This window comes from Marinoscillum sp. 108 (assembly GCF_902506655.1).
Classification (GTDB): domain Bacteria; phylum Bacteroidota; class Bacteroidia; order Cytophagales; family Cyclobacteriaceae; genus Marinoscillum; species Marinoscillum luteum.
Map to the genome: position 1 here is coordinate 2,233,413 of NZ_LR734808.1, position 25,499 is coordinate 2,258,911.

Sequence of the window (25,499 nt, forward strand, 5' to 3'; positions counted from 1 at the left end):
GTCTATTTGGTTATCTGTGAATTTTTCTTTGAGTAAACCTTAATGCTTCAGAGAGCCCAACTAAATCATTGGCGTCCCTTCCTGTGCTCTCCCTGACACGATACTCGTGGTAGACGTCTTCCTCACGTAAAAAAACATGAGCACAGCCATTGGCTTGATAATTTGGATTATCCTCTGTTGTATTGATGAAATACCATGTTCGGTGAAGTGCTTTTTTATTCTTACTAAATGCTTCTTCCAGGGAGCTACAATCCAATGGCGCATCAAAAACAACACAGGATGTAAAGACTTCCGGGTTAAGTGCATATTCCAGAGCTGTAGCTCCACCCTTGTTATAGCCTATCAGTGCCCGAAATCGATAGCCACTTCTTGCTCTGTAATTCCTTTCAATATCAGGTATGATTGTCTCAAGAAGCCCTGTCTCATCCTCATTGATAAAAGCTACTATCATTGGTGCCAAGTGGCCTGTCTCCATGTCATATTGGACTTTCTCAATAATGTCCTTCTTCTCTTGAGATTGGAAGTCACCAATAAAAAAAACCACCGGATACAAACGATTTGATATGCTGTAGTCATCAGGCAGTACAATCTCATATTGTGTCTCCTTAATTATCCTTATATCAGCGTTCGTTGGAATAGTATCCTCTACCGCTCTTATATCACCTCTGTATTTCTTTCCATCGAAAGCATCACTGATAAAGCGTAGGCCATTGGGCAATGCTTCCCGCCAATACGAAAATTCATGACCTCCGTCCCTAACTCTAAACTCATGTGGAAAATTGCGATCTCGAAGTAGAATATGCAACTCTTCATTGCTTCTGCAAAGCGTATATTCGTCATCACCATTATCAATGTAGAGTTTAAGGTCACTAAACTTTGTGAGGTTTGGCGCTTTGAAGATATGGAAGGGAGAATGTTGCTTATAGTAATCTGTGATGCGATTCTCTCCTGTTTCACTAACACCGCCAAAAAGTCTCCCCCATTGATCATCCCATCCTGACGCGTCTTCTGTCATGTATTGTTGATCTGTGCGAACAGATATACTTAGCGGAACGCTAATAGTAAAAACCTCAGGATGTTTCAGCGGTAGGATGAGGGCACCGTACCCACCCATGGAGTAACCCATTGTTGCGCGATGATCCCTGTCTGGAATTGTTCTGTAGGTATTATCAATAAAAGGAATAAGCTCATCGATAAACATATCCTCGTACAGGAATGTACCCGCATAGTCATTCACATAATAATTTCGGAACCCTTGCGGCATCACATAAATCATCGGCTGAATATCTCCCTGCTTCACGGCTCCATCTGTATACTGATTGACACGACCGTATTCTAACCATGAAGACTCATCATCTCCCAAACCATGAAGTAAATAGACAACAGGATATGATTTTTTGGTAGCGTGGTACTCCTCTGGAAGAATGATCGAATACTTGACGGCTTGTCCCAATATCTCGCTTTCGATCGAGAGCCCTTCGATAATTCGCAAGTTCTCCTGTGCAAAACCTATGGAAAAGTTTAGCAAAAGAACGATCAATATTGAATGCATCTTTTTCATACTAATTCTTCAAACTGTTCCTCAACGAAGGAAAGGATTCACTTAAACCATTTAGAAACGACTGGAAGGACTCCGCTCCTTGCCTCACCCGATATTCATACCCAATATCTGTCTCTCTTATTTTCACATAGAAATGATGATAGCCTCTGTAGCTATCGCCATCATCCGAAATGTCCAGATAATAAAAAATGTCCGTCTGAGGATCAACGCCTTCTTCCTGTAGTTGGGCGTCAAATAAAAAGCATGAGCCAAATAGACTTGAGTTTTCTGCAGCAAGATTTGCGGCATGCAATCCCCCTAAAGCGTTTCCTAAAATGACCCGGCTGGCCCTATCTGTGAGTGCACGATATTGAGTATCTACATATGAGATGATCTCCGCTATGCGATCACTTTCAAGGCTTTCAGAAACCGGAACCTCAACCACCATAGAATTTTTCAACGTGCCGGCTGTCATGCCATTTCGCAAAAGAGAAAAGATCTCCGTAACGTTCGATTCCCGCTGACCTTCTTCGTAATCGTGAATCACATACACAACCGGGTAGTCCACAGTACTTGTCGTATAGTCCACGGGCTTCAATATATTGATCTCAACACCGGAGATTTCTACTGATTCAAAATCGCTGCTCGTGATACGCTCACCTATTGTGACAGGCTCAGGATTAGAAGGGTGCGGAATCCCCTGAACAGAATTGCTGATGAATTTTAGTGCCTCAGGATAGGATTTTTTCCAATAGTCGAATGAATGACCACCGCTACGTACCCTATACTCGTGGGGTATTTGATTGTCACGCATCAGGGCATGCAAGGCGTCATTTGTAATAGTCAATGTCTCCTCATCATCACCACAGTCTATTAGAAATTTCAATCCGGCAAACTGATCCTTATTGGAAGACGAAAAAAAATGAAAGGGACTATGCTGCTTAAAATAGTCGGTAAGCCTTGCCTCACCGCTCGCACCTTTTCCACCAAAAATAGTCCCCCATTGATAATCAAATACACCCTGTGGCTCGCTGATGTACTGTTCGTCTGTCCGAAATGACATACTTAATGGAACACCGACCGTGAAAATATCCGGATTCAATGCTGGAAGAATCAATGCTCCATAGCCACCCATCGAATAGCCCATTACCGCTCTTGCTGTCTTATCCTGCTTTGTTCTGAACAGGCTATCGATTGTTGGCACCAACTCAGTGGTGATCATATCCATGTATGGATAGCTACCTGTGTATCTGTTTACATAATAGGTATTATACCCAATTGGCATCACATAGATCATAGGGACTATTTGATCATTGTAGAGATCTGAATAGTACTTGATACTGCCACTGGTGTACCATGCTTTCTCATTATCTCCAAAGCCATGCAATAGGTAGACAACAGGATATTCGTCAGTGGATTCATTGTAATCCTCAGGAAGCAGCACTGCATAATTAATGTCTACCTTAAAAATCTGGCTTGACATTTTTTGATTTTCAAGTAGTCTGGAAAACGGAATAGGCTCATCCACCATGATCGGTTCACCTTTGCAGCCGAAAAGGCTCAGCATCAAGATGAGTACCAATAGCATGAATGGCAGACTTGCGCTATATCGTTCCATTCTAGTCATTCAATGCCACTTTTTTAGAGTTGAATGGTTTCGCCGGAGCATCTGCATAGATCACAATTGATTTCATGTATATGCTATAATCAGCATCCTTATTGACCCAGACTATCTCAACATGATGGGGGCCGTTTTCTAATAGATACTTATGGTAGATGTCGTACTTTCTCACAATGTAGTCGTAAGGCATTTTGACCTGATCCACTTTCTCTCCATCTATGTAGATATCCAATAGCGCAACATAATCGCTGGAAGATCGAGCACAGAGGCTATTCACATTCCCAAGAACCACTATTCCGTTTCCGGTGAAATCGATATTGATATTTTTATCGGTGAAATGTTGACGCAGGTACCTCTCTTCACTCGGGTACATACCTTCAAATGATTGTTCTAATGGCACAGTCTCAGGCTGCTGAACTTTTATAAAAACACTGTCATCATCGACCTTGCCTTCGTTTTCTTCCACCAATTGAAGCGTGTGCTTGAAGGTTAAATCATACACCTCATTCAGTGTGATCTCCATATATGGGAATTTCAAATCTTCCACCTCCTCCAATGCCGGTTTCCAATAGTCTGGAATGTTTTTATACCCCATCATCACTCCCAATATTCCTGCCGCTGTAGCAGGGTTGCAATCAGAATCCTGACCACACCGGGTAGAAATGTCCATTGTTTCAAAAAAATCCTTCTGTCCATACAGCAATCCAATCACCACATATGCAGCATTCAATCGCGCATCAATGTTGAAGGAATTGTATACCCCCTCTGGGCAACCCTTATCGGATGAATGATACTTTTCAACTTCAAACCAGGTCTCTTTCCAATCATTTGGATATTGCTTGTGCCATTTGATTACATCAGCGATTGTTTTATAAAACATACTTTGTGAAGGAATGGTCTTAAGTGCTTCAGAAACGACAAAATCAAGATCATCAGAAGTGTATGCCAACGTGTACATGGCCGAGATAAACACCCCCCCATACCAACCATCACCATAATTCATGATATGCCCGATACGGTCACAAAAATCAGATGCAGTATTGGTCATACCCGGAGCCATCATTCCGGCAAAATCTGCTTCTATTTGAAAATCAATATCATCGGCATGCGGGTTGTTCATCCAATGGCCAGAGGCCGGAGGCATGATGCCGTTCAAGATATTGTATCGAGCCGCCTGATTGGCGTGCCAAAGCTTGTAGTCCTCATTGGCAAACTCCACTGCGAATGAATCTGTGGGGGCATTGAGACCAACTTTCTCAAGGATATTAACAAAAGTCAAATCAAGGTATACGTCATCATATAATCCGGGATCCAATTCATAAGTTTCTTTGATATAGTGATCATGCCAAACTATGTTTTGATAGTCCTGAATCATGGTGCCCTTAAATCGAAATTCTGTAGGTCCGCCAAATGTCACTCCTATCGTTTGCCCGGCCCAACCGCCACGGATCTTGTCCTTTAAGTCCACTTTTGAAATGGCATATTCCTGAGAATAAAGTCCTTGATTATCATTTTGCTCCTTGCAGGCATTGATTGAAACAAGCAAAATCGCTACTAAACAGATATAGGATAAATTCACTCTCATTGTATCGGTAGGTTACTTGATGGTTCGTTTTCTGAAAAGACAATCAAATCATTAATCCTATATTCATACTTAGGATCATGATTCACCCATTTCAGTTTAAGGGTATGCTTACCTTCTGTCAATTGATATTTCCAAGCTGGCTCCAATCTGCGGGCAGAATTCATCATAGGGAGCTTCACTGTTTGATCCAGCTCACCATCTATGTACACTTCCATAATGGCAACATATGGATCATCTGGCTCGGCCAATCCAAATGACTCTGACCCGTAGGTTCTTTTAGAAACACGATCTATATATGCCACATCCACCTTAGATCGTTTGGCCATATTCCCATATAGTAAATATCCATTACCAGTAAATTCGAAATTGATCTCATCCGTAAATGATTCGTCAATCTTATTGCGCTCGATGGGATAAGTGTTTTCGAAATTCTGTTCGAATGCCACCGGAATCGGTTTGGCCAGAGGTATTTTGACTTCACTTCCATCAATGGATCCTCCCGCCTTTTCAATCATTCCCAGAGCGTGCTTCATACTCCATCCGTAAGCCCTGTTGAGTGAAACTGTGGTGTTTTCAAAATCATCCATTTCGATTTCCTGAAGTGGCTTTAACCAAAAGTCCGGAATACGATCATAGCCAAGCATCACACCCAATACGCCACCGACAGTTGCTGGATTGCAATCCGCATCTTGCCCACATCTGGCAGCAATATCTATTGACTTTGAAAAGTCACCATCTCCATACAGCATACCAATTGCCACGTATGCTGAATTAATCTTTGCTTCAATATTAAACCCTAAGAAGACTCCCTTTGGACAGCCGGTATCATGGTTCCATTTCTTTTGAACTTCAAACCATGTTTGCTTCCAATCATTCGGGAATTCTTTCTTCCATTTTATCACATCACTGATGCATTCATAAAATTCGGTCCCTTCAGGAATCACCTTGATGGCATTCTCAACGATATAAGTGGGTTCATCTGAGATAAATGCAAGTGAGTACAAAGCGGAAACAAATACTCCTCCATACCAGCCATCTCCACTGTTCATCACATGACCTACCCGATCCGCGATTTTTGTTGCTTCGTTGACCATACCCGGTGCCATCAAGCCGATGAAATCTGCTTCGATCTGAAAGTCTATATCGTCTGCATGAGGATTGTTTTTCCAATGACCTGAAGCAGGTGGCATGATGCCGTTCAGGATATTATAACGAGACGCCTGATTGGCATGAGCCAGGTGGTAGGCAGTATTGGACCAATGCCTGGCAATAGAATCTGCGGAAGCATCAAGACCATGAGTCTCAAATGCCTGTACAAAATTGAGATCGGTATAGATATCATCGAAAAGTCCTGGTTTCTTATCCCACCAGTATTTCACATAGTGTTCATTCCAGGGAATGTTTTGAGCATCATGAATCATAGAACCATTGTATTTGAACTCTACAGGTGCACCATATACCACACCAATGGTCTGGCCTGCCCAACCACCTTTGATCTTGTTCTGTAGGTCATCTTTCGAAATGCTAAAATCACTCTCAGCCAGAACACCTTCCGACTTCACATCTGCTGGTGCAGTAGTGCTACCACAACCTAACAACACAAGTGCGGTGACCAGAGAAAATACTTTACTTATTGGATTCAATATATAGTTCATGCTACTGTTTTTTATTTTGATTTATAAACACCCAATTCGGCAATGGACGTAAAGCCCGATACATTTTTGGTGTACTTGTTCCAATGATCCTGAATCATGGCATCACCAATGATCCGGACTGATTTAGTTTTTACTGGTTTGAAGGTGATGACATATTCCGCGAAATGGGGCTGGAAGAAGACAATATCCGTATCCGGTAAACCCGGCTGAATGCTCGTCCGCTCTGCGCTTACCCACTTTCCCTCTTCATTCTTGTATTGGACATTCAGGGAGGTAAACCACCCACCAAACTCTTCCATTCCGCCAGTATTAAATACCAGCATATCTATCTCTTGATCTTCTTCCCACTCATATCCATAATAATCCACTTTGGGGATTTTTGCTTTGGCAGCCAAACTATAGAAAACTGATCCTGCACCATTCAATTTCCCATCGCGAATAATTTCCGGAGTATCAGAATACATTGAATTACCGAATGTTGTCCAACACGAGTCAAGGACGTCTCTATTCAATGTGTTCACATTTGCTAGTACCGATTTAGCTGAGTTCGCCAGGTTTTCATTGCGGACCAGGAGTTCAAAATCCTTCTTTAAATATTTCTTTCCATTATCCAATTGGATGGTGATCTTATATTTCCCGGGTATCTCAGGCACTCCTGTGAGTCGCCCTTTTTCGAAAGATGTACCCTTGGGCAAATCACCCTGGACCAATGTCCAGTTGTAATTTTTATTTGCCTCACTATAAAAGGTGAAGTCCACTGCTTTATTGACCTCTAAAACTGCAGCAGGGCCTATATAGAACTCCAGTGGCACATCAAAAGTGGCTTTGGTGTTAATAATCACTTTCTCCTGCCCTGCTTCTCCTGTCACCTTCCCACCTTTACCTTTCACCAGGTTTAAGGTCATAGCCAACATCCTGTCTATTTGATCTTCAATACTTGCATCTGGCAATTCATGACGCGTTATATTAATATAGGTGTCATTAAAAGGCTTTACCCAACCCTCTATTGGTAGGTATAGGTTTTCGGGAAGCGCATCAAAACCGTATACTATTCCTAAAAGACCGGCAACAGTTGCGGCCTGATTGTCCGCATCAAAACCCATGGCACAAGAGAGGTCAAGGGTTCGTTGAAAATCACCCTCTCCGTACAACATTGCTAATATTCCACATGCTCCATTGAGGTTTGCATTCCAAATGGTTTTGGTGAGGTCAGGTTCATTCACATAATACTTTTCTGCCATCTCCTTCCAGGCATCTTGCCACTTGTTGGGGTACTTTTTGTGCAATGCAATCATATCACGAATGGTTTGTGCATAGCGACCATCAGCAGGGAGCTCTTTTAACCCTATGTCTATCAGCTTGCGAATATCCTTTTCGAAAAAAGCCGCTGCGTACATTGCTCCGTAGTGAACTGTTGGCTCGGCACCCCAGTCATCACTAGTGATACGAGCAGCCCAATCAGATTTCTGCGCAGCATACTGCACCATCCCCGGAGCGGTATATGCCCATATTTCATTGATTAGCTGAGGGTCAATTTGAAACCAGTGCGGATTGATATTCTTGTCCCCTGTGAATGGTGGGGTGTAACCGAAATGCATTAGACCTAAGGCAGCACGATTGGCGAGCCAAACTCTGTCGCGAATATGGTACATCCAGGCTTCACGCATTTGCTCATACGTAGGTTCATACCCATACTTTTCCATATTGAGCAGATACATGTACTCTACATCGGTATCATCATCTGAAAAAGCTCCTTCGTATTTTCTAAGCTTGTCCAGGTTTTTGGTGTACCCATATGGCCATTTACCTTCGTCACCAGGTGCGCTCACGTACTTGTTTTCATGTGGAAGACCATAGATATTACCAATCATCTGACCTACCCAAGCTCCTGCTATCTTATTCCTCAGCTCTTTCACTGAAATACTTTTGGAGCCGCTTTGAGCTTCCGAAGTTTTCGCTGAAAACAGCAATGAGGTTGAAATCGCGATTACTAATATTAAATTTCTATTCATCATCAATCGGGGTTTTGAGTAAGATTTGGATTAGTGTTGATGGCACTTTGAGGAATAGGAAAAAGCTTTTTAGCCGTACCTGAAGCGGGTTTTTCCCACCAGGAATTTCCCCATACTCCAAATCGAATTTGATCTTGTCGTCTGTGACCTTCCCAGGCAAATTCCCTCCCTAGTTCGTCCAATAATTCAGAATCTGTGAGATCGCCTACGGTATAAGGAGTGAGTCCAGCGCGTGTTCTAATCAACTGAAGATCCGGATCATCAATGAATTCACCAGCTCTCCCCAGACGGTGTAGCGCTTCCAGTTTTGTATAAAGCACATCCGCGTATCTGAAGAGCACGAAATCATTTTCCATATCCACCACGTCATAGCTGAGCTCTTCCTGATATTCATACTTCGCACATCGTGCACCTTCCCACTCACCTCTCGAATTGTAATCTTGAATGGTAGGACTGTATATGAAGGGCTCTCCTCCGATTACAATCGGATCACCTTTGATGTCATTTTGCTGTCCAAACAGGAAAGAATTTCTACGAATATCATTCTCAGAATACTTCGTGAAAAAATCTGGCTGCAAGACGAATCCATCCCATGGCACACCTGCCAAGTTAAACGTAGCAGTACTTGCAGAATTCAATGTCAGGTTCTGCCAATAGAAATGCTCATCTGTAAGCTGTGGGTGGTATGGGATAACGAATATATTCTCCCGCGAACCCTCATTATGCACTTCGAAATTGGTAAAGTAATTGGGTTCAATTTGATATGCCCCCAATGCTATCACCTGATCGCAGGCCAATACGGCTTCTGCAAATTTATTTTGGCCGATCCATTCCTGAGCGTTCAAATACATTTTAGCTAAAAAGGTATAGGCCATTCCTTTGGTAACCCTACCATAATACTCTGCCGTAGGCACATCTTGCACTGCATCTACATTGTCCAATATCTCCTGAACTATAAAATCAAATACGAACGCTCTGTCCTTTTGCTGTGGTGGATCTTTCTCACTGAAATCAATAGAGAATGGGATATTTCCCCAATAATCCATGGCCCAGTAGTAATAGAAAGCGCGCAGAATTTTTATCTCAGCAAGCACTCGCTCCTTATTCTCAAACTCTATTGGATCAATTACCAAGAGAGTTTCGTTGCACGCTGTGATGCCTTCGAAAACCATATCCCATGATTTGGTCAATATTTTGTTTCCCGCTGTAGCACTGTTGAGTGTATGCTTTTGTATCTCCTCCCATCTACCCTGATCATACCACTCCCCATTATGCTTTTGTGGAATGACCATTTCATCAGAGGCATTCTGCCCGAGTGACCAGAGTCGCTGCTCCTCTGGATAGGGTTGAAGCTTTACGTATGCGCGTCCTGCATAAGCAATAACATCCTTTTCAGAATTGAAGAAATCATCAACCGGTATTTCGGAATAAACGGATTCTGATAAGTCGAAACAAGAAACTGTAAGGAGACTTAACAAGATGAATGATGTTATAGTAAGTGTATACTTTTTCATAATTCGATTCATTAGAAATTAAAAGGTCGCGTTTACTCCCAGAGTAAGAGTGGTCGTTCTTGGATAGTAGGATAATCGGTCAATGCCGGGCTCTAAGCCCCCAAGATTAACTTCAGGATCGATCCCCTTATAACCCGAAATCCAAAAAACATTTTGTGCCGACCCTGATACACTTAACCTGGATATGTATTTTGAATTCAAGTCGAAACCGTATTGAAGCGTTACGTTGTCCAGCTTTAAGAAGGAAGCATCTTCAATATACTTTGATGAATAGGTGACGTTTCTAATAAATTCCGGGTTCTCCAATTGTGTATGTACAATATTGCGTAATCCAATGGCGGTCCAGGATTCATAATATAACCTGTTAGAATTCAACACTTTGCCTCCGATTCCCCCACGAAACGCAAGATTTAGATTCCAGTTTTTGTAGGTCAAAGCATTACTCCAGCCAAGCACCGCAATGGGGTTAGCACTGCCGATCTTCTCCCACTTACTCTTATCTACCTCTCCAACAGGGTTTTGATTTTTAAATATGTCGTTACCATGCTCATCAACACCTAACCAAACGGGTCCATAAAAAGTACCGAGTTCTTCCCCTTCCTTGATTCGTTGTGACCACACGCCTATGGTACCTCCCAGAAAAGCTGTTTCGTAGGTTGATTGCGTAAACTCGCTATTTGAAATTTTGTCCAGGAAATTCTTGTTGTGACTGGCGGTGAAAGTAGAACTCCAACCAAAGTTGCCCCTTTTCATAAGCATAGCGTTCAAGGTAAGTTCTACCCCCCGATTACTAATGGTTCCAACATTGGTAAATAAGTATGGGTACAAATAAGGTGGGACTGGCACCTGAAACTCCCAAAGCAAGTCGCTGGTTTTTCTTAGGTAATATTCAACACTGCCGCTGAGCCGCCGCTCAAACACTGAAAAGTCAACACCAACATTTAACTCTTGCTTCTTCTCCCATTTCAGGTCAGGGTTTGGATTCTGCCCTGGACCGTATGAATTGATCCACTCCTGATTATAAAACAAACTACCCACGCGCTCCAACAAAATCAACGATCTGTAAGGACTGAAATCCTGATTACCTGTAACCCCATAACCCAACCTAAGTTTCAAATCATTTATCCAGCTAATGTCTTTGAAGAGTGATTCTTCACTCAGTCTCCAGCCTAAGCTCACAGCTGGGAATAACCCCCATTTGTTGTTATCTCCGAATTTAGATGAGCCCTCCCTTCTCAAGGAGATCGACGCAAGGTACTTTTCATCATAATTGTACATGAGTCTTCCGAAAAGAGCTATAAGCCTACTTGATTCCTGGTAAGAACCCATTTCGGACTTTCCTTCTCTAAAGAATGAGCCTGCAGAAATATTATTGTGGAGAAACACATCCGTATCGAAATTGTAATTTCCCACATAAGAGCTATTCATTTCAAACTCTTGAAAGGTATATCCGGCAACTACCTGAAAATCATGATCGTTTACTTCCTTTTGGTAATTGAACATGCTTTCGTATAGCGTATTACTATTGCGGCCATTTGATATTTCTGCTTCCCCATTTATACCGAGAATGGTAGGATAATATTTCGTCTTATAGGAATTCTCTTCCCATTCCGATTTTTGTGTTGAGATGAAGTTGCTCCAGGAAAGATCATCTGTGATCTCTAGTGTTGCTCTAAGGTTTAGGACTATGTCATTCGTTTGTCCCTCTCGCGTTCTCTCATTCAGCATGGCAACAGGGTTGTAGTAACCCAGGCCTTGTTTGAATGAATAGCCTCCTGTAGCCGGATCAGAATCATCATAGACAGGCTGGGTAGGATTCTGGATAAATGCCTGACTGAATAGGTCGTAGTTGGCTGGGCTATATTTCCTTAAGTTGTTCGTGAAATTGAAATCCAACAGTAACCTATCATCAAATACCTTTTGCTTAATGTTAGTCTTAAGAAGAATCCTTTCCGAAAGATTATCTCGCAATAATCCCTGATCAGTACTGTGCGTTAGGGACGTACGATGAGAAAAGCTTTCACTTCCTCCAGAGAGCGAAATATTGTGCTGGTAGCTGACCGGAAGATCGTTGGTGATTTCATCAAACCAGTCTGTTTCGCTACCAAAAAGACTACCTGTTTTAGAAGGCTGATAAGTTTCTATGGCATGTTTAAATTCTTTGGCAGATAAGTTTCTGACACCTCTTGGTGCCACTTGCACCGAAACCTGACCTGAGTATTCCAGTACTTGCTGTCCCTTTTTTGCCGCTTTGGTAGTGATGATGATAACACCATTTGTACCTCTTGTGCCGTAGATGGCTGCGGCCGAACCGTCTTTAAGTACATCAAATGATTCAACGTCCTGAAAATTAATGTTCTTCAAATCAGCTCCAATGACTCCATCTATAATAATGAGTGGTCCCTGGCCTGATGTAAGTGTACTCACTCCACGCAAAAGGATTTGGTAACCAGACATTGGGTCTGCACCATTCGGTTTGGTGATGGTCAAGCCTGCTACCTTCCCCTGAATTAAGCCCATTGGATCATTGAATCCTCCTCTATTAAAATCTTCAGACTTCACAGTGGTGACCGCTCCGGTAATTTCCTTTTTAGTCGTTGTACCGTATCCAATTACCACAATTTCATCTAAGGCCTGAGTTGACACGCTCATTTGGATATCAATCACACTTCTATTATTCGCTGAAACTTCGACAGTCTCAAAGCCAATCGATGAAAAAACTAAAATCCCTTCTGATGGCCCAGATAAGGCATAGCCGCCATCTATATCAGTAATTGTGCCCGTCTGTGTGCCTTTGACATACACGCTGACACCCGGGATTGAATTATTTGTTTCATCCGTAACTTTCCCCTTAATGATGATCTCACCACTTGATTGGGCCATCACTTTAGTAATCGGGCAGGTCACAAATACTGCAAGAAACAGATAAACAAAAAGTATAGAATGTTGCCTAGAATGTGATTTCATAGTCCTTCTTTTAGTATTACTATATTATTTAGATAGCCCGTTTTCAATCAATTGTAATTCATTGCGGTACGGAATGGAAGACTGAGCACCCATACGAGTTACAGTTATTGAGGACGCTTTTGAAGCTGTTCTTACAGCCTCCTGTATGGTTTTACCTTCAGAAAGGCCAACCACAAGTGTGCCGCTAAAGCAATCACCAGCAGCAGTAGTGTCGATGGCATCCACTTTGGTGGCCTCCACCAAAGAATACTCATCGTTCTCCTTGATAAAAGCACCCATAGCACCCATGGTAATCACCACATTGGGCACACCCTTGTTGCTAATTATATCTGCAGCCTGCTTAGCACTATTAAAGTCAAATACCTTGATTCCAGATAGGATTTCCGCCTCGGTTTCGTTTGGTGTCACAAGGAAGAGGCATTTGAGTAGTTTGTCTGACAGGGTTCTGGCTGGTGCCGGATTTAGGATTACAGGAGTGCCTTTTTTCCAGGCCAATTCTGCTGCATACTCTACAGTCTCCATGGGAATCTCTAATTGCATTAAGACATAGTCCGCCGCATCTAATTCGTTTTTAGCCTTTTCAATATCGTCGGGAACCAAACTTCCATTTGCGCCTGAAGCTACCGCTATGCAATTCTCACCATGAGAATCCACCATAATCAGCGCCACCCCAGATGAGTTTTTAGCGTCGGAAAATATAAAGTCAGTGTTGATTCCCTCAGCGTTATAAAGCTCGATGGATTGCTTTCCAAACACATCGTTTCCAGTTTTAGAAACGAATGTGACTTTACCTCCCTGACGAGCCGCTGCCACAGCTTGATTGGCTCCCTTACCCCCTGCATTCATTAGGAAAGTTCCTCCGATGACCGTCTCTCCTGGTATAGGTAGTCGATCCGATTTTATTACCATGTCTGTATTGCAACTTCCGATAACAAGAATTTTTTTATTGCCCATGTTTATTATTTGTATCTATCTTATTGAAGTGAAGGTAATATTATAAACGATTGAAAATTGTCAATAAATGCCCTAAAATCATATTTACAATTAAACTATTCCTATTATAATCACCTGACATTTAATTATTTATAATTTCCCTAAAAATGCCATTCCGCATTTGCAAAGAGGTTTTAGCAGCATTCATTGACTGTTCGGAATTAAAGGGAGTGTATTGGACAAGATGATTAGAACTACTGGAATTACTTAATTACACTCTGAAATTTTCTGCACTAACACCGAACTTTCTTGAAATAGAAGGTGAGGAAGAAGAGCAAACTAACGCTTAGTTCCGCAGTTTTCTGATGGTGTCTAAGATGGTACCATCCACCCACTTTACCACAGCAACAATTTCATCGTCAAAAACCTGCTTTTGAGGAACACCACAAATTCTTTCGGCTTCCTCCTTGAGCTCATGAATGGTTCTAATTGGCAAACCCGAATCCTTAACTTTATCCAACAGGTCGGTGCGCAATGGATTAATCGCAATACCTCGCTCGGTTACTATCACATCTATTAATTCACCCGGACCACAAATGGTGGTGACCTCCTCACGAACCACAGGAATCCGATCCCGGAAAAGCGGAATTGGGAGTATGGTACACTTCGCAAATAAACAATTCTGCCACCCACCAATACCATGCAATAAAGCGCCATCAGAGTGTGTCACCACATTTGCATTGAAGTTAACATCCACTTCTGTTGCACCTAATATCACCACATCCAGTAACTGAGCGAAATTACCCTTACCATGATAATTGTAACTGGTGAAAGGGCTGGTGTTGACATGGTTCGGATTGTTTCGCATTGACTTCACACCTTCCAAATCGAAAGTCTGCCCATCGAGGATATATTCAACTAAACCTTCCTCCAACATTTCAACCAGAAACTTATTGCTTCCACCACGTGCAAAACGTGCCTTCATTCCCTTTGCTTTTAACATTTCGGCAAAATAAATTCCAATCGAAAGCGCTGTCCCTCCAGCTCCTGCCTGAAAAGAAAAGCCATCGCGAATAATCCCAACCTGATCACAGAACTTTGAAGTTAATTCGGCTAGAAACAATCGATCCGGACTTTTGGTAATTGCTGTGGTGCCCGAAACAATCTTTTCTGGAATTCCCACCTGTTCAAGCTGAACAACATGATCCACATAGTTCCCTTGAATATGCCAGGGCACACATGGAAACGGAACCAGGTTATCCGTTACCACAATCACTTTGTTTGCATATTGTGAGTCTGCCAGAGCAAAGCCCAACAGCCCACAAGCAGCAGGGCCATCCACACCGTTGGCATTGCCAAATGAGTCTGCTGATGGAGCAGCAATCACCGCAATATCGATTTCAACTTCACCATCCTGAACCGCCTGATATCTCCCGCCGTGAGATCGCAACACCCCCACACCTTTCATTTTACCAGCTGTAGTAAACCTGCCAAGTTGCCCATTCATACTACCCTCTATGTGATGAATAGTGCCATCTTCCAAATGCTTTATCAAAGGCGCATGACAATCGAAAGAAGCGGATGGAAACCATACCAAATCCTTAACTCCCAATGCTGCGGCAATATCAAAAATCTGAATGGCGATAAGATCCCCATTTCTAAAATGATGGTGTGTCGAAATAGTCATCCCATCTTTCAACCCCGCATCGACTAATGCCTGCTTTAATGTTGGCACAAGCTTGTTTCCATCAGCAGGAAAGTCCGCACAAGATGAAATTAGTGGCCCGAATTTTCTGCCATTGGGGCGATGTTTTCCAATTCCTTTATATGGTATTTCTGATTTGCCATTAACCAGCGTAGGCACCGATCTACCTATCGCATTCACCACCATTGCATCCTTACCTTTCATAATTTGCTATTCTAATTCCTTATCGCTCCAATTTTTTTCCAGTCGACCAAGCGCAACTGCCAGATCGATTGTCCGCATTGCTCGTTTCACGACAGGCGCATCAATCATCTTTGTGCCAAGAGAAACAACCCCCAGTCCTTTTTCAGAAGCTATTTTGAAGGCCTTAACAATTTTTTTTGCGGCCTCAATTTCGACTTCATTCGGCGCAAAATTTTCACGAATTATTGAAATCTGGCGCGGATGAATACAACCCATCCCTTCAAAACCCAAAGCCTTTGACGCCTGCACATTGGCCTTCAGAGCGATCATATCCCCCACATCACTAAATACAGAGTCAATGGCCTGTATCCTTGCCGCCTTACATGCATGAACTACCTGAACACGAGCAAAGAGCGATTCCACTCCTTCATTTGTCCTATTCACCCCCATGTCGGCGGCATAATCTTCCAAGCCAATGGCCATCGCCACAACGTTTTCCGCGGCTTTTGCGATCTCAAAAGAGTTCAACACGCCCAGCGCACTTTCAATGATTGGCATCAACCAAACAGGACGCTGTATACCCGTTTTATTTTGAATCAGGACAATCCTTTCATTTACTGAATGAATTTGCGCCGCACTTTCACATTTCGGCACCAGCACAAGATTGACATTATGCGGAACCACATAGTCAAGATCCTCCAGCCCCGCAGGTATTTGATTGATCCTGACCATCCGTTCGACCCCCATGAAACTGAGGTTCCTCAGCGCATTTCTGACCAGCAAACGTGCTTCTCCTTTTTTATGAAAAGCAACCGCATCTTCTAAGTCTAAAATCACTCCCTCTGGCTTATGGATACCCGCATTGATCATCAAACTGGGTGTGTTTCCAGGGAGGTACAAACGGGTAATTCGAGGTTGATCAGCAACAGTGTGGTATAGGTTTTCAGGCAGCATCTCCAAGAGGTATTGCTCATCAGTTGGTTTCAACTGCTTTATCGCTGCTTCTACACGCGCCGCAATTACAAATGGCAAAGCACCTTTGTCAGATACCTCAAGAACCGCGTGTTCTATTGAGAAAAAATCAAGAATGGATTTACACAGAAGCCTGATGTCTTCTCCATAAAGCGCATTGACCTTGCTCAATACCTCGATCCGAATGCCTCCAGATTGGACCAACTCCAAAGTTACCAAGCAGTCCGACCTGTCCTTTTCACCATTATTCCCTGCCGTTGCAATCATTTTGAACCGATTAAAAATTTCACGAAAACAACCATTATTATTTTGCCCATATCGGTAAAGTCATTTCTAAATCCAACCAAGGAACGATTATGAAATATAGAATCATAGTCAGAAGAAATAAAGTAATCAGATTTAGCCAAAACCCTATCTTAACCATCTGCGAAACTGAAACTCTTTCACTTGCCAGCACCACAGTATTAGGCCCCGTAGCAGCGGGCATCATAAAAGCACAGGAACATGCCACTGTGGCAGGTATCATTATCAAAAGTGGGTTAACACTCGCCGCTATGGCCGTGCTTGCTAACACGGGCAACAAAATATTAGCACTGGCTGTATTGGAATTGAATTCGGTAAAAACCAAAACAAAGGCCATTACAGTTATTAAAATGTAGAAAAAAGAGAAGCCACTAATAAATGAAAGCTGCCCTCCCAACCAATCGGCTAATCCTGTGGACACAAAACCTTCGGCCACAGCATATCCACCTCCTACGATCATCACAACACCCCAAGGTACCTGACTAGCTTCCTTCCAGGTTATTAATCGCTTATCGTCACCTGCCGGAATCAAGAATAATATAATGGCTGAAGCCATTGCAATGGTACTATCATGTATTTGACCAGAAATCCCAAATAAACCAGTCCATCCGGGAATGACCAATGAACCAAAGATTAGATCGTTTTTGAAAACCCAGGCAAAAACGGTAACCGCTGCGATATACAAAACTCTTTTTTCCCCTGATCTCATTTTACCCAATGCATCCAGCTCATCCTTGATAATTGTCAGGTTTTTACTCAGGTCTCCATCTATTTTAAAGTAGTTAATAATGAAATACCAAAACACTGGGATCAATATCACAAGTATTGGCACTCCAATCTTTAGCCAAACAAAAAAATTAACTGGTGGGGCTTCGGGAAACATCTTATCGAAAATCCCCACAAAAATCATATTGGTTGGGGAGCCAATAAGCGTGGCAAGCCCTCCAATAGACGCTGAGTAGGCAATAGCAAGCATTAATGCCGGTGCAAATCTATTGCTCTTTTCAACGTCTTCATCCTTACCAATGATGGAAAGACCAATGGGCAACATCATTAAGGCTGTAGTGACATTTGCTATCCACATCGAGACCAAAGCTGTTGCTATCATCATGCTTAAAACGATTTTTTGTCGACTTGTGCCGAAGACATGAATAATTGTAAGTGCAATTCGCTTATGAAGATTTTGTGTTTCAATGGCCTTTGCCAGAAAGAAAACCGCCAAAAACATGAGTGCATAATTATGCCCATAATTGGCTGCAGTTTCTGCTGGAGATAGTATGTGCATAGAGGGATATAGCACCAACGGAATAAATGCAGTGACATAAACAGGAATTGCTTCGGTTATCCACCAGACGCTCATAAGCGCCACTACCGCTGCAGCTCCCTTAGCTTCTGGATTCATACCATCAGGAGTGGGGAGAAATAAGATTATTCCAAACACCGCCATTCCTGTTAAAGCACCAATTGATTTCTTAGATAGCATTTCTTTCCTGCTTAAATTCAATCAAACCTATGCAATCCAAGCATTCAAAAATGATCAATAATCGTTCAAAATCACATTTTCAAAATTTTGATATTTCTAATTTTTTGCTCTTTAGTAGATATAAAACAATGAATATTCCCAATATTTGATAACTATAAAATAAGAATCACAACAAATGATTAAATCGGAAGCCTTAATCTACTTAGTCAACTCCATGACGAAACCTGAAAAGAAAGCTTTTAGGATAGCCACCGATTCTTCTGATGGAGCCTATTACCTCCAACTCTATGATCTGATTGATTCTAACAAGGAAATAACCTCTGAGCAGCTAAAAGAAGAGTTCTCAATTAAGCTCCCAAAAGCATCATTTGACACCTCTGCCACTCATCTTTATAAGACGCTTCTGAATACCATGCTTGATCTGCGCAAAGACCAGGACAGCTACTATTCCTTATTTGACATGATCTTAAAAGCCCGGATACTTTTTGAGAAATCCTTGTATCAGGAGTGCTTTGACACGCTAAAAAAAGTCAAAAAGAATGCCACCAAATATGAAAATTACTACGCCCTGCTCATCTCTTCCAGACTCGAGTTGGAGTATCAGCTTGCGTTGAATTTTCCAGGGCTGGATGAAAAAGATTTATTACACAAGCACTTCAAGGTAAGCGAGACCTTACGCATCATTCAAAAGATTCATCAACAATCAGCACTGTATGAGCTACTGAAATATCGCATGCTTCATCGAGGTAATGCTCGATCAGAGAAGCAAAAAACCGAGCTGAATGATTTGGTAGTAAGCGAGATGAGCATCGTTTCTTCATCAAACATTCAGAATTTTGAAATCAGCAAGCTGCATCAGCTTTTTCAGGCAAACTACCTGATTAGTGTTGGAGATTATAAATCTGCATTTCATTCCTTCAATGAACTCAATAACTTACACGAGGCTAATAAACATTTATGGTCTAATCCACCCATTTACTATGTGTTATCCATCGAAGGAGTACTGGATAGCTTGAGAAGTTTACGTGAGTACAAGGGGATGAGTCATTTTGTTCAGCAACTAGAGAAAATCGACACACCCTTTCTAAGCTTCAATACCAATGTTGTTTGTTTAATCTTTCTATATGAGCTTTTTCCCTTCCTGGATCGTGGTGATTTTGGATCCTGTGAACAACTCATGAAAAAATATGATGCCAAATTGCTCAAAAAGGTTCAACTCCTAAGCCTTGCTCGCAATGCCGAACTACACCTTTATCTTGCTTTGATCTATTTTGGCTTGCGGGACTTTCAAAAAGCAAAGAAGTGTTTGAGTAAAATCATATTTACCAATAGAGATTACTCCTACCTACCCGTATTCAGAACTATTCGGTTGGTAAACCTTATGATCCTCTATGAGTTAAAGGATACTGAGTTTATAAAGTATGAATCCCGATCTATCAAAAGGGACATCAATGCCGCTGGGAAAGAATACAAAATCGAGAAGAAAATCATCAGCTTTGTCAATAAGACTAACCTTCCGGTTTCAATAGTTAAGAGAAAGCGACTTTGGGAAAATTTAAAGAAGGATTTTGAGATCATTAATCATGATGTCTATGAGCAACAAACACTTCGACTCTTTGATTTCTCTGCCTGGATTGAGAGCAAGGTGAGAAGAATCCCTCTGGCTGAAATCTTAAACAACCGGGTTTCTCAGGAACACTAAAAGTTTATCATCCGAGCTCTTTACAAATTACCCCGACAGCAATCCTTGCTTAAATGATCTTTGTTAAGCAGAGATTCATTCCATCCGATCCAGGAAATTGGGGAAATCCTCTATTCGCTCGCAGCAAACCTGCTCCATCACCTGCTGCAGCTGTGTTTTGAGTAGTGAGATGGCATGGTCACCACCCCTGCTCCCCAAGGCTGCCACACTGTACATGAATGTGCGACCCAAAAAGGTAAAGTCTGCCCCGGATGCCAATGAGCGGGCAATATCCGGACCCGAGCGTATTCCACTGTCCATCATGACAGTGAGTTTGTCTCTGTACTGCTCAGCTATGTATTTTAAGGGCTTAATGGTGGAGTTACCTGCATCCAGCTGCCTCCCACCATGGTTGGAGACGATGATACCATCCAACCCAAGCTTCACAGCTTTCTCTGCATCGGCTTCACATGCCACGCCCTTCAGCACTATTTTTCCTTTCCACATGTCTCGAATCGGTGCGATTTTTTCCTCGTTGAGCCTTCCGGAAAACGTCTGATCCATGTACCTGCCCAGCTGCTTCATGTCCAGCCCTTTCGGCATGTAGGGTTTCATGGTGGTGAAGTTGGGCTGTCCGTGAATCAACGTTCGCAGTGCCCAATCCGGCCTGCCCATGATTTGAAGCATATTGGACAAGGTCATTCGTGGTGGCATGGCCAGTCCATTGCGGATGTCTCTGGGTCTGAAACCAAAAGTAGGGACGTCACACAACAGCACCAGCACCGAACAGCCTGCGGCATCCGCTCGTCGTATAATATCATCGCGTAGGGCGTTATCAGCAGGATGATAGAGTTGAAACCAGGCCTTGCCATCGGTGAGCTCACTGGCCCGCTCTATATCCATGGTAGTAACGGTACTCAGGATAAACGGAATGTTATGTTCATGAGCGGCCTTTGCCAAAATCTCAGGAGCTTTGGGCCACATGAGACCCTGCAACCCAACGGGCGCAATGCCAAACGGAGCGTCATATACATGGCCAAACAACTCCGTTTTCATTTCTGATTTGGTATGTTTGGTCAGGTATTGCGGGATCAGCTGTACCTCGCGAATTTCTTTGGTATTTCGTGCCAGATTTACATCCTCATTGCATCCACCATCCAGGTATTCAAAGGCAAATCGCGGGATTTTCCTTTTGGCTTTCCTGATCAGATCATCAATTGCCGGATATCGGGAATCGTAACTCATAGTTGAAAAATTTTATCCATTAACACCCACTTTTCTCCCCACTGTGCGAATGGCAACCGCTGCTGGTACTGGTCCATCAGGCGCTCCCACTCCTGTACTTTCAGATTGCCGGCATCCAGTCGTCCTTTGGCTTCAAAACTAAACGACTCCTCAGCCTCTATCATCATGAATAAGCGCGTGGCTACCTGATAGATCTCCATGTGGCGAATTCCCGACCCCTTGATACTCGCGATGATCTCCGGCCACACGTTTTCATGATGCTCGATGTATTGCTCGATAAGTTGCGGATCGTCTTTTAAATCCAGCGTTAAGGCATATCGTTTCATATACGCTGATGTTTGACCGCTACTCTGCGCCCATAAAATGCAATGATAAAGAAGCAGAGTAAGGGCAGTACAAAAGAAAAGTTTACTTCGGAAACACCAAGGATTTTCAGGTCGGCATAGCCTGTACCACCAAGATCCAGCACCATTCCCTGCAAGGTAGGCATCAAGGCTCCGCCCACAATGGCCATCACCAGACCTGCGGCTCCTATTTTGGATTCATCTTCGGTTAAGCCTTCCAGCGCCACTCCATAGATGGTCGGGAACATCAAAGACATACAAAATGAAATCGCCACCAGGCAATACAGCCCCGGCATACCTGTGATGAAAATGGTGCCCAGGGTAAATACCACCGCCATTAGGGATAGTCCCATCAAAAGCTTGCCTGAATCCACATATTTCAGCAAAAACGTGCAGATGAACCTGCCAATGAAAAATGAAATGAACGCAAAGAACTGGTAAGTTCCAGCCTCATCGGCAGGCAAGCCAATAGCCTCTGCATATTGATAAATGTAGGTCCAGCACATGATCTGCGCTCCTACATAAAATGCCTGGGTGATTACTCCCTCAATGTATACCGGCTTCTTCATCAGTGATTTGAAGACCTTACTGAGTGGGCTGTGCATTTCTTCGCCCTTGCCTTTAGGCATTTTGTTCACTACGATGAGCACCAGCACTGCAATGACGGACAACCCCAGCACAACATACGGATCACGAATGACCATCAGGTCTGCAGTAGTGATGGCCGCCTTCTCCAGTTCGGGCAGTTCTGAAAAGACCACATCATCTGACTTGAGTTTTTTCAATACGAACTGCTGTGCTACCACCAAACCTCCGATTAATCCCAGTGGATTGAAAGCTTGCGCCAGATTTAATCGTTGCGTGGCAGTGGAAGAGTCTCCCATGGAGAGTATGTAAGGATTGGCGGTGGTTTCCAGAAAAGCCAGGCCAAAAGTGAGTATGTATAGACCCAGAAGGAAAAAGGTAAAACTCTCTGAAATGGCCGCCGGATAGAATAACAATGCTCCGGTAGCATACAATGACAGGCCTATCAATATTCCCACTTTGTAAGAATACTTTCTAATAAACAGCGCCGCTGGCAATGCCATGGTGAAGTAGCCGCCGTAAAAAGCCAGCTGCACCAGTGAGGCCTGAAAATTATCCAGCTCAAGTACTTTTTTGAAGGCGGTCACCATGGGGTCAGTAACCGCATTGGCAAACCCCCACAATGCAAAAAGGGAGGTAATCAGAATAAAGGGGAATACAATGGACCTGGAAACTACAGGGATATTTTTCATCATTTTGAGTTTTAGGAATTAAGAAATAGCACGATCCAGGTGAACGTATCCACCATCCACAAAAAGCCACTGACCTGTGGTGTGTGAACTTCGTTCGGACAATAAAAACACGGTCATGGCCCCGATCTCATCTGAGGTGGTCATGCGCTTTTCCAATGGGATTTTGGAAGTAATGCCAGCCAGCACTTCATCAGGATTTCCTAGGGTTTTGATCCAATTTTCATATTGTGGGGTCATTACTTCTGCCGGCACAATGGCGTTGACACGTATCCCAAAGGGGGCCAGTTCCACCGCCCATTCCCTGGTGAGTGCCAGCTGAGCACCTTTGCTGGCAGCGTACCCGGAAGTGTTTCCCTGCCCAGTGACTGCCGTTTTGGAACTCACGTTGACAATCGATCCTTTAGACTCCTTCAGGTAAGGGAAGGCATAATGTACCAGATCATAATAATGGGTCAGGTTGAAGATCACTGACTCCCTAAAGCGGTCAGGGCTTCCATTGACCAACCCAACACCGTCATTCACTCCGGCATTGTTCACCACGCCATCAATTCTTCCAAACTCCTGGACCACTTCCTTGACAATGCCCTCACAAACATCGCCTTTCCCAAGCTCTGTATTGATCACGTGCGATCTGCCTCCTTGCTCATCGATCTGAGCCTTGAGACTGGCGGATGCTGATGACGCCCGCCCTACAATGACGGGAATGGCGCCTTCATGAACCAGGTTCCACACAATGGCTTCTCCGATGCCTTTGGCACCACCGGTCACAATGACCACTTTATCTTTTAGATGTAAATCCATTATTCCTTCAGTTTATAAAATTTACTTGCAGTATTCCCATAGATCGCCGCTTGCTCATCTTCACTCAGGTGCGAAAGCATTTTCTTCAATGCTGACACCACCTGAGCGTACGTTCCCGCAACCAGACACACTGGCCAGTCTGAGCCATACATGAGTCGCTCAGGTCCGAAATGTTCCAAACAGAAGTCGACATAGGGCTTCAGGTCCTCAGGGGTCCAGGTCTCCCAATTCGCTTCAGTGATCATTCCTGAGAGCTTCACATACACATGATCAAATGCAGACATCTGCTTCATGTACTTCGCCCAGTGCTCAAAAGAAGAAGCAGCGATATTCGGCTTACCAATGTGATCAATGACCAGTGGCATCTCCGGCAGGGCCTTTACAAATCTCATGGCCTCCTCCAGTTGATTTTCAGTGATCAAAATATCATAAGTCAGGCCCTTTGCGCCTAATAAGCTCACCCCCTTGATGAATTCCGGATCGGTCATAAACCCATCCGGCTCTGCCTGCAGGATATGGCGCACTCCCCTGAAGCTGTCATGCTCAGAGCACAGAACCACTTGATCCTCCAGAGTGGCAGATTTCAGATCCAACCAACCCACTACACCTTTAATCCAGGGATTGGCCTTTGCCAGATTGAGCAAAAACCAATTCTCATGCTCAGACTGATCGGCCTGCACCGCGACACAACCATTGATCCCTTCTGCTTTCAGTAATGGTTCCAAATCGGCAGGCATGAAATTGCGCCGGATCACGCGCATTTCATCTGTGATCCACGCGCCCTTCACCGGATGGTAGTGCCAGAAATGCTGATGTGAATCTATTTTCATCCCTTGTAGGCAACTACTTCCTGACGTGCCTGCCCGAGTCCTTCGATGCCCAGTTCAATCACATCACCTTCTTTGAGGTAAACGGGCGGCTTAAACCCTAAACCCACCCCTTCGGGTGTGCCGGTAGATATGATATCTCCCGGCATCAGACTCATGTACTGCGACAAATAGGAAATGACTTCCTGGACGTTGAAGATAAAGTCGTCGGTATTGCCATCTTGCACTTTCTTGCCGTTCAGTTTCAACCAAAGATTGAGCTTATTGGGATTCGCTACTTCATCCCTGGTGACCAGATAGGGTCCGAGTGGGGCAAACGTATCGCAGCTCTTACCCTTCACCCACTGTCCGCCACGCTCCAACTGAAACTCGCGTTCACTCACGTCATTGTGCAGTACATAACCCGCCACGTAATCCAAAGCCTCTGCTTCGCTTACATAGTTGGCGCGTTTGCCAATCACCACAGCCAGTTCTACCTCCCAGTCTGTCTTCTTACTGTTTTTGGGTATCACAATGGTGTCATTGGGTCCGATCACAGAAGAGGTAGCCTTAAAGAATACCACCGGCTCAGTGGGTACGGTCATACCACTTTCCTCTGCATGTTTGCGGTAGTTCAGTCCAATACAAATGATCTTGCCTGGCCTTCTTACCGGTGCCCCTAGCCGGACATCATTGCTCACGACTGCTGCTTTAGAAGCGTCAAATGTCGCCTTCAGCTTTTCCAATCCCCCATCGGCGAAGAAGTCTTCGTCATAATCTCTGACGATGTTGCTCACATCATATCTCACACCGTCTATTTCAATCCCTGGTTTCTCTGAGCCAAAAGCTCCAAATCGAATTAATTTCATACT

The 25,499-nt window shown here is 43.5% G+C and carries 18 protein-coding genes; 1 reads left to right on the plus strand and 17 read right to left on the minus strand.

Annotated features, from left to right (window positions below; genetic code table 11):
* Positions 1–10: 10 nt before the first annotated feature.
* The 11 genes from GV030_RS09080 to GV030_RS09130 all read right to left on the minus strand — a co-directional run bounded on the left by GV030_RS09080 (position 11) and on the right by GV030_RS09130 (position 18,473).
* Positions 11–1,552 (minus strand): alpha/beta hydrolase-fold protein, encoded by a 1,542-nt coding sequence (locus GV030_RS09080; protein ID WP_159581932.1) that lies wholly within the window; start codon positions 1,550–1,552, stop codon positions 11–13.
* A gap of 10 nt (positions 1,553–1,562) precedes the next feature.
* A complete protein-coding gene (locus GV030_RS09085) occupies positions 1,563–3,167 on the minus strand; it encodes an alpha/beta hydrolase-fold protein (RefSeq protein WP_159581934.1) in 1,605 nt (534 codons plus the stop codon).
* Positions 3,160–4,746 (minus strand): ADP-ribosylglycohydrolase family protein, encoded by a 1,587-nt coding sequence (locus tag GV030_RS09090; protein ID WP_159581936.1) that lies wholly within the window; start codon positions 4,744–4,746, stop codon positions 3,160–3,162. The genes GV030_RS09085 and GV030_RS09090 overlap by 8 nt, the downstream gene beginning before the upstream one ends.
* On the minus strand, positions 4,743–6,401 hold the full coding sequence (locus GV030_RS09095) for an ADP-ribosylglycohydrolase family protein (RefSeq protein ID WP_159581938.1): 1,659 nt from the start codon (positions 6,399–6,401) through the stop codon (positions 4,743–4,745). The genes GV030_RS09090 and GV030_RS09095 overlap by 4 nt, the downstream gene beginning before the upstream one ends.
* An 11-nt stretch (positions 6,402–6,412) precedes the next feature.
* Entirely contained in the window at positions 6,413–8,416 is a 2,004-nt protein-coding gene (locus GV030_RS09100) for an ADP-ribosylglycohydrolase family protein (RefSeq protein ID WP_221413316.1), read from the minus strand.
* A complete protein-coding gene (locus GV030_RS09105; protein ID WP_159581940.1) occupies positions 8,416–9,927 on the minus strand; it encodes a RagB/SusD family nutrient uptake outer membrane protein in 1,512 nt (503 codons plus the stop codon). The genes GV030_RS09100 and GV030_RS09105 overlap by 1 nt, the downstream gene beginning before the upstream one ends.
* Positions 9,928–9,945: 18 nt before the next feature.
* Positions 9,946–12,894 carry a SusC/RagA family TonB-linked outer membrane protein gene (locus GV030_RS09110; RefSeq protein WP_221413317.1) on the minus strand — a complete coding sequence of 983 codons (2,949 nt, stop codon included), beginning with the start codon at positions 12,892–12,894 and terminating at the stop codon, positions 9,946–9,948.
* A gap of 24 nt (positions 12,895–12,918) precedes the next feature.
* The gene (rbsK, locus tag GV030_RS09115) at positions 12,919–13,848 is read right to left on the minus strand and encodes a ribokinase (protein WP_159581942.1); all 930 of its coding nucleotides are present in this window, start codon (positions 13,846–13,848) and stop codon (positions 12,919–12,921) included.
* Between the two features lie 325 nt (positions 13,849–14,173).
* Positions 14,174–15,736 carry a citrate lyase subunit alpha gene (locus GV030_RS09120; RefSeq protein ID WP_159581944.1) on the minus strand — a complete coding sequence of 521 codons (1,563 nt, stop codon included), beginning with the start codon at positions 15,734–15,736 and terminating at the stop codon, positions 14,174–14,176.
* A 6-nt stretch (positions 15,737–15,742) separates the two neighbouring features.
* Complete coding sequence (locus tag GV030_RS09125) at positions 15,743–16,954, minus strand: aldolase/citrate lyase family protein (RefSeq protein ID WP_159581946.1); 1,212 nt, start codon at positions 16,952–16,954, stop codon at positions 15,743–15,745.
* Between the two features lie 37 nt (positions 16,955–16,991).
* Entirely contained in the window at positions 16,992–18,473 is a 1,482-nt protein-coding gene (locus GV030_RS09130; protein ID WP_159581948.1) for a DASS family sodium-coupled anion symporter, read from the minus strand.
* A 214-nt stretch (positions 18,474–18,687) separates the two neighbouring features.
* Here GV030_RS09130 and GV030_RS09135 point away from each other — a divergent pair, with 214 nt between their 5' ends.
* Positions 18,688–20,175, plus strand: coding sequence for a hypothetical protein (locus GV030_RS09135; RefSeq protein ID WP_221413318.1), 1,488 nt, complete (start codon positions 18,688–18,690; stop codon positions 20,173–20,175).
* Between the two features lie 75 nt (positions 20,176–20,250).
* On the opposite strand, the gene GV030_RS09140 is transcribed toward GV030_RS09135, so the two are convergent.
* From GV030_RS09140 to GV030_RS09165, 6 genes are read right to left on the minus strand one after another with little or no spacing between them, the layout of a single operon-like run.
* A complete protein-coding gene (locus GV030_RS09140) occupies positions 20,251–21,399 on the minus strand; it encodes an alpha-hydroxy acid oxidase (RefSeq protein WP_159581952.1) in 1,149 nt (382 codons plus the stop codon).
* Complete coding sequence (locus tag GV030_RS09145) at positions 21,396–21,725, minus strand: L-rhamnose mutarotase (protein ID WP_159581954.1); 330 nt, start codon at positions 21,723–21,725, stop codon at positions 21,396–21,398. Before GV030_RS09145 ends, GV030_RS09140 begins: the two co-directional genes overlap by 4 nt.
* Complete coding sequence (gene fucP / locus GV030_RS09150; protein ID WP_159581956.1) at positions 21,722–23,023, minus strand: L-fucose:H+ symporter permease; 1,302 nt, start codon at positions 23,021–23,023, stop codon at positions 21,722–21,724. The genes GV030_RS09145 and fucP overlap by 4 nt, the downstream gene beginning before the upstream one ends.
* A 15-nt stretch (positions 23,024–23,038) precedes the next feature.
* Complete coding sequence (locus GV030_RS09155) at positions 23,039–23,821, minus strand: SDR family oxidoreductase (RefSeq protein WP_159581958.1); 783 nt, start codon at positions 23,819–23,821, stop codon at positions 23,039–23,041.
* The gene (locus tag GV030_RS09160) at positions 23,821–24,651 is read right to left on the minus strand and encodes an amidohydrolase (RefSeq protein WP_159581960.1); all 831 of its coding nucleotides are present in this window, start codon (positions 24,649–24,651) and stop codon (positions 23,821–23,823) included. Before GV030_RS09160 ends, GV030_RS09155 begins: the two co-directional genes overlap by 1 nt.
* On the minus strand, positions 24,648–25,496 hold the full coding sequence (locus GV030_RS09165; protein WP_159581962.1) for a fumarylacetoacetate hydrolase family protein: 849 nt from the start codon (positions 25,494–25,496) through the stop codon (positions 24,648–24,650). Before GV030_RS09165 ends, GV030_RS09160 begins: the two co-directional genes overlap by 4 nt.
* Between the last annotated feature and the right edge of the window lie 3 nt (positions 25,497–25,499).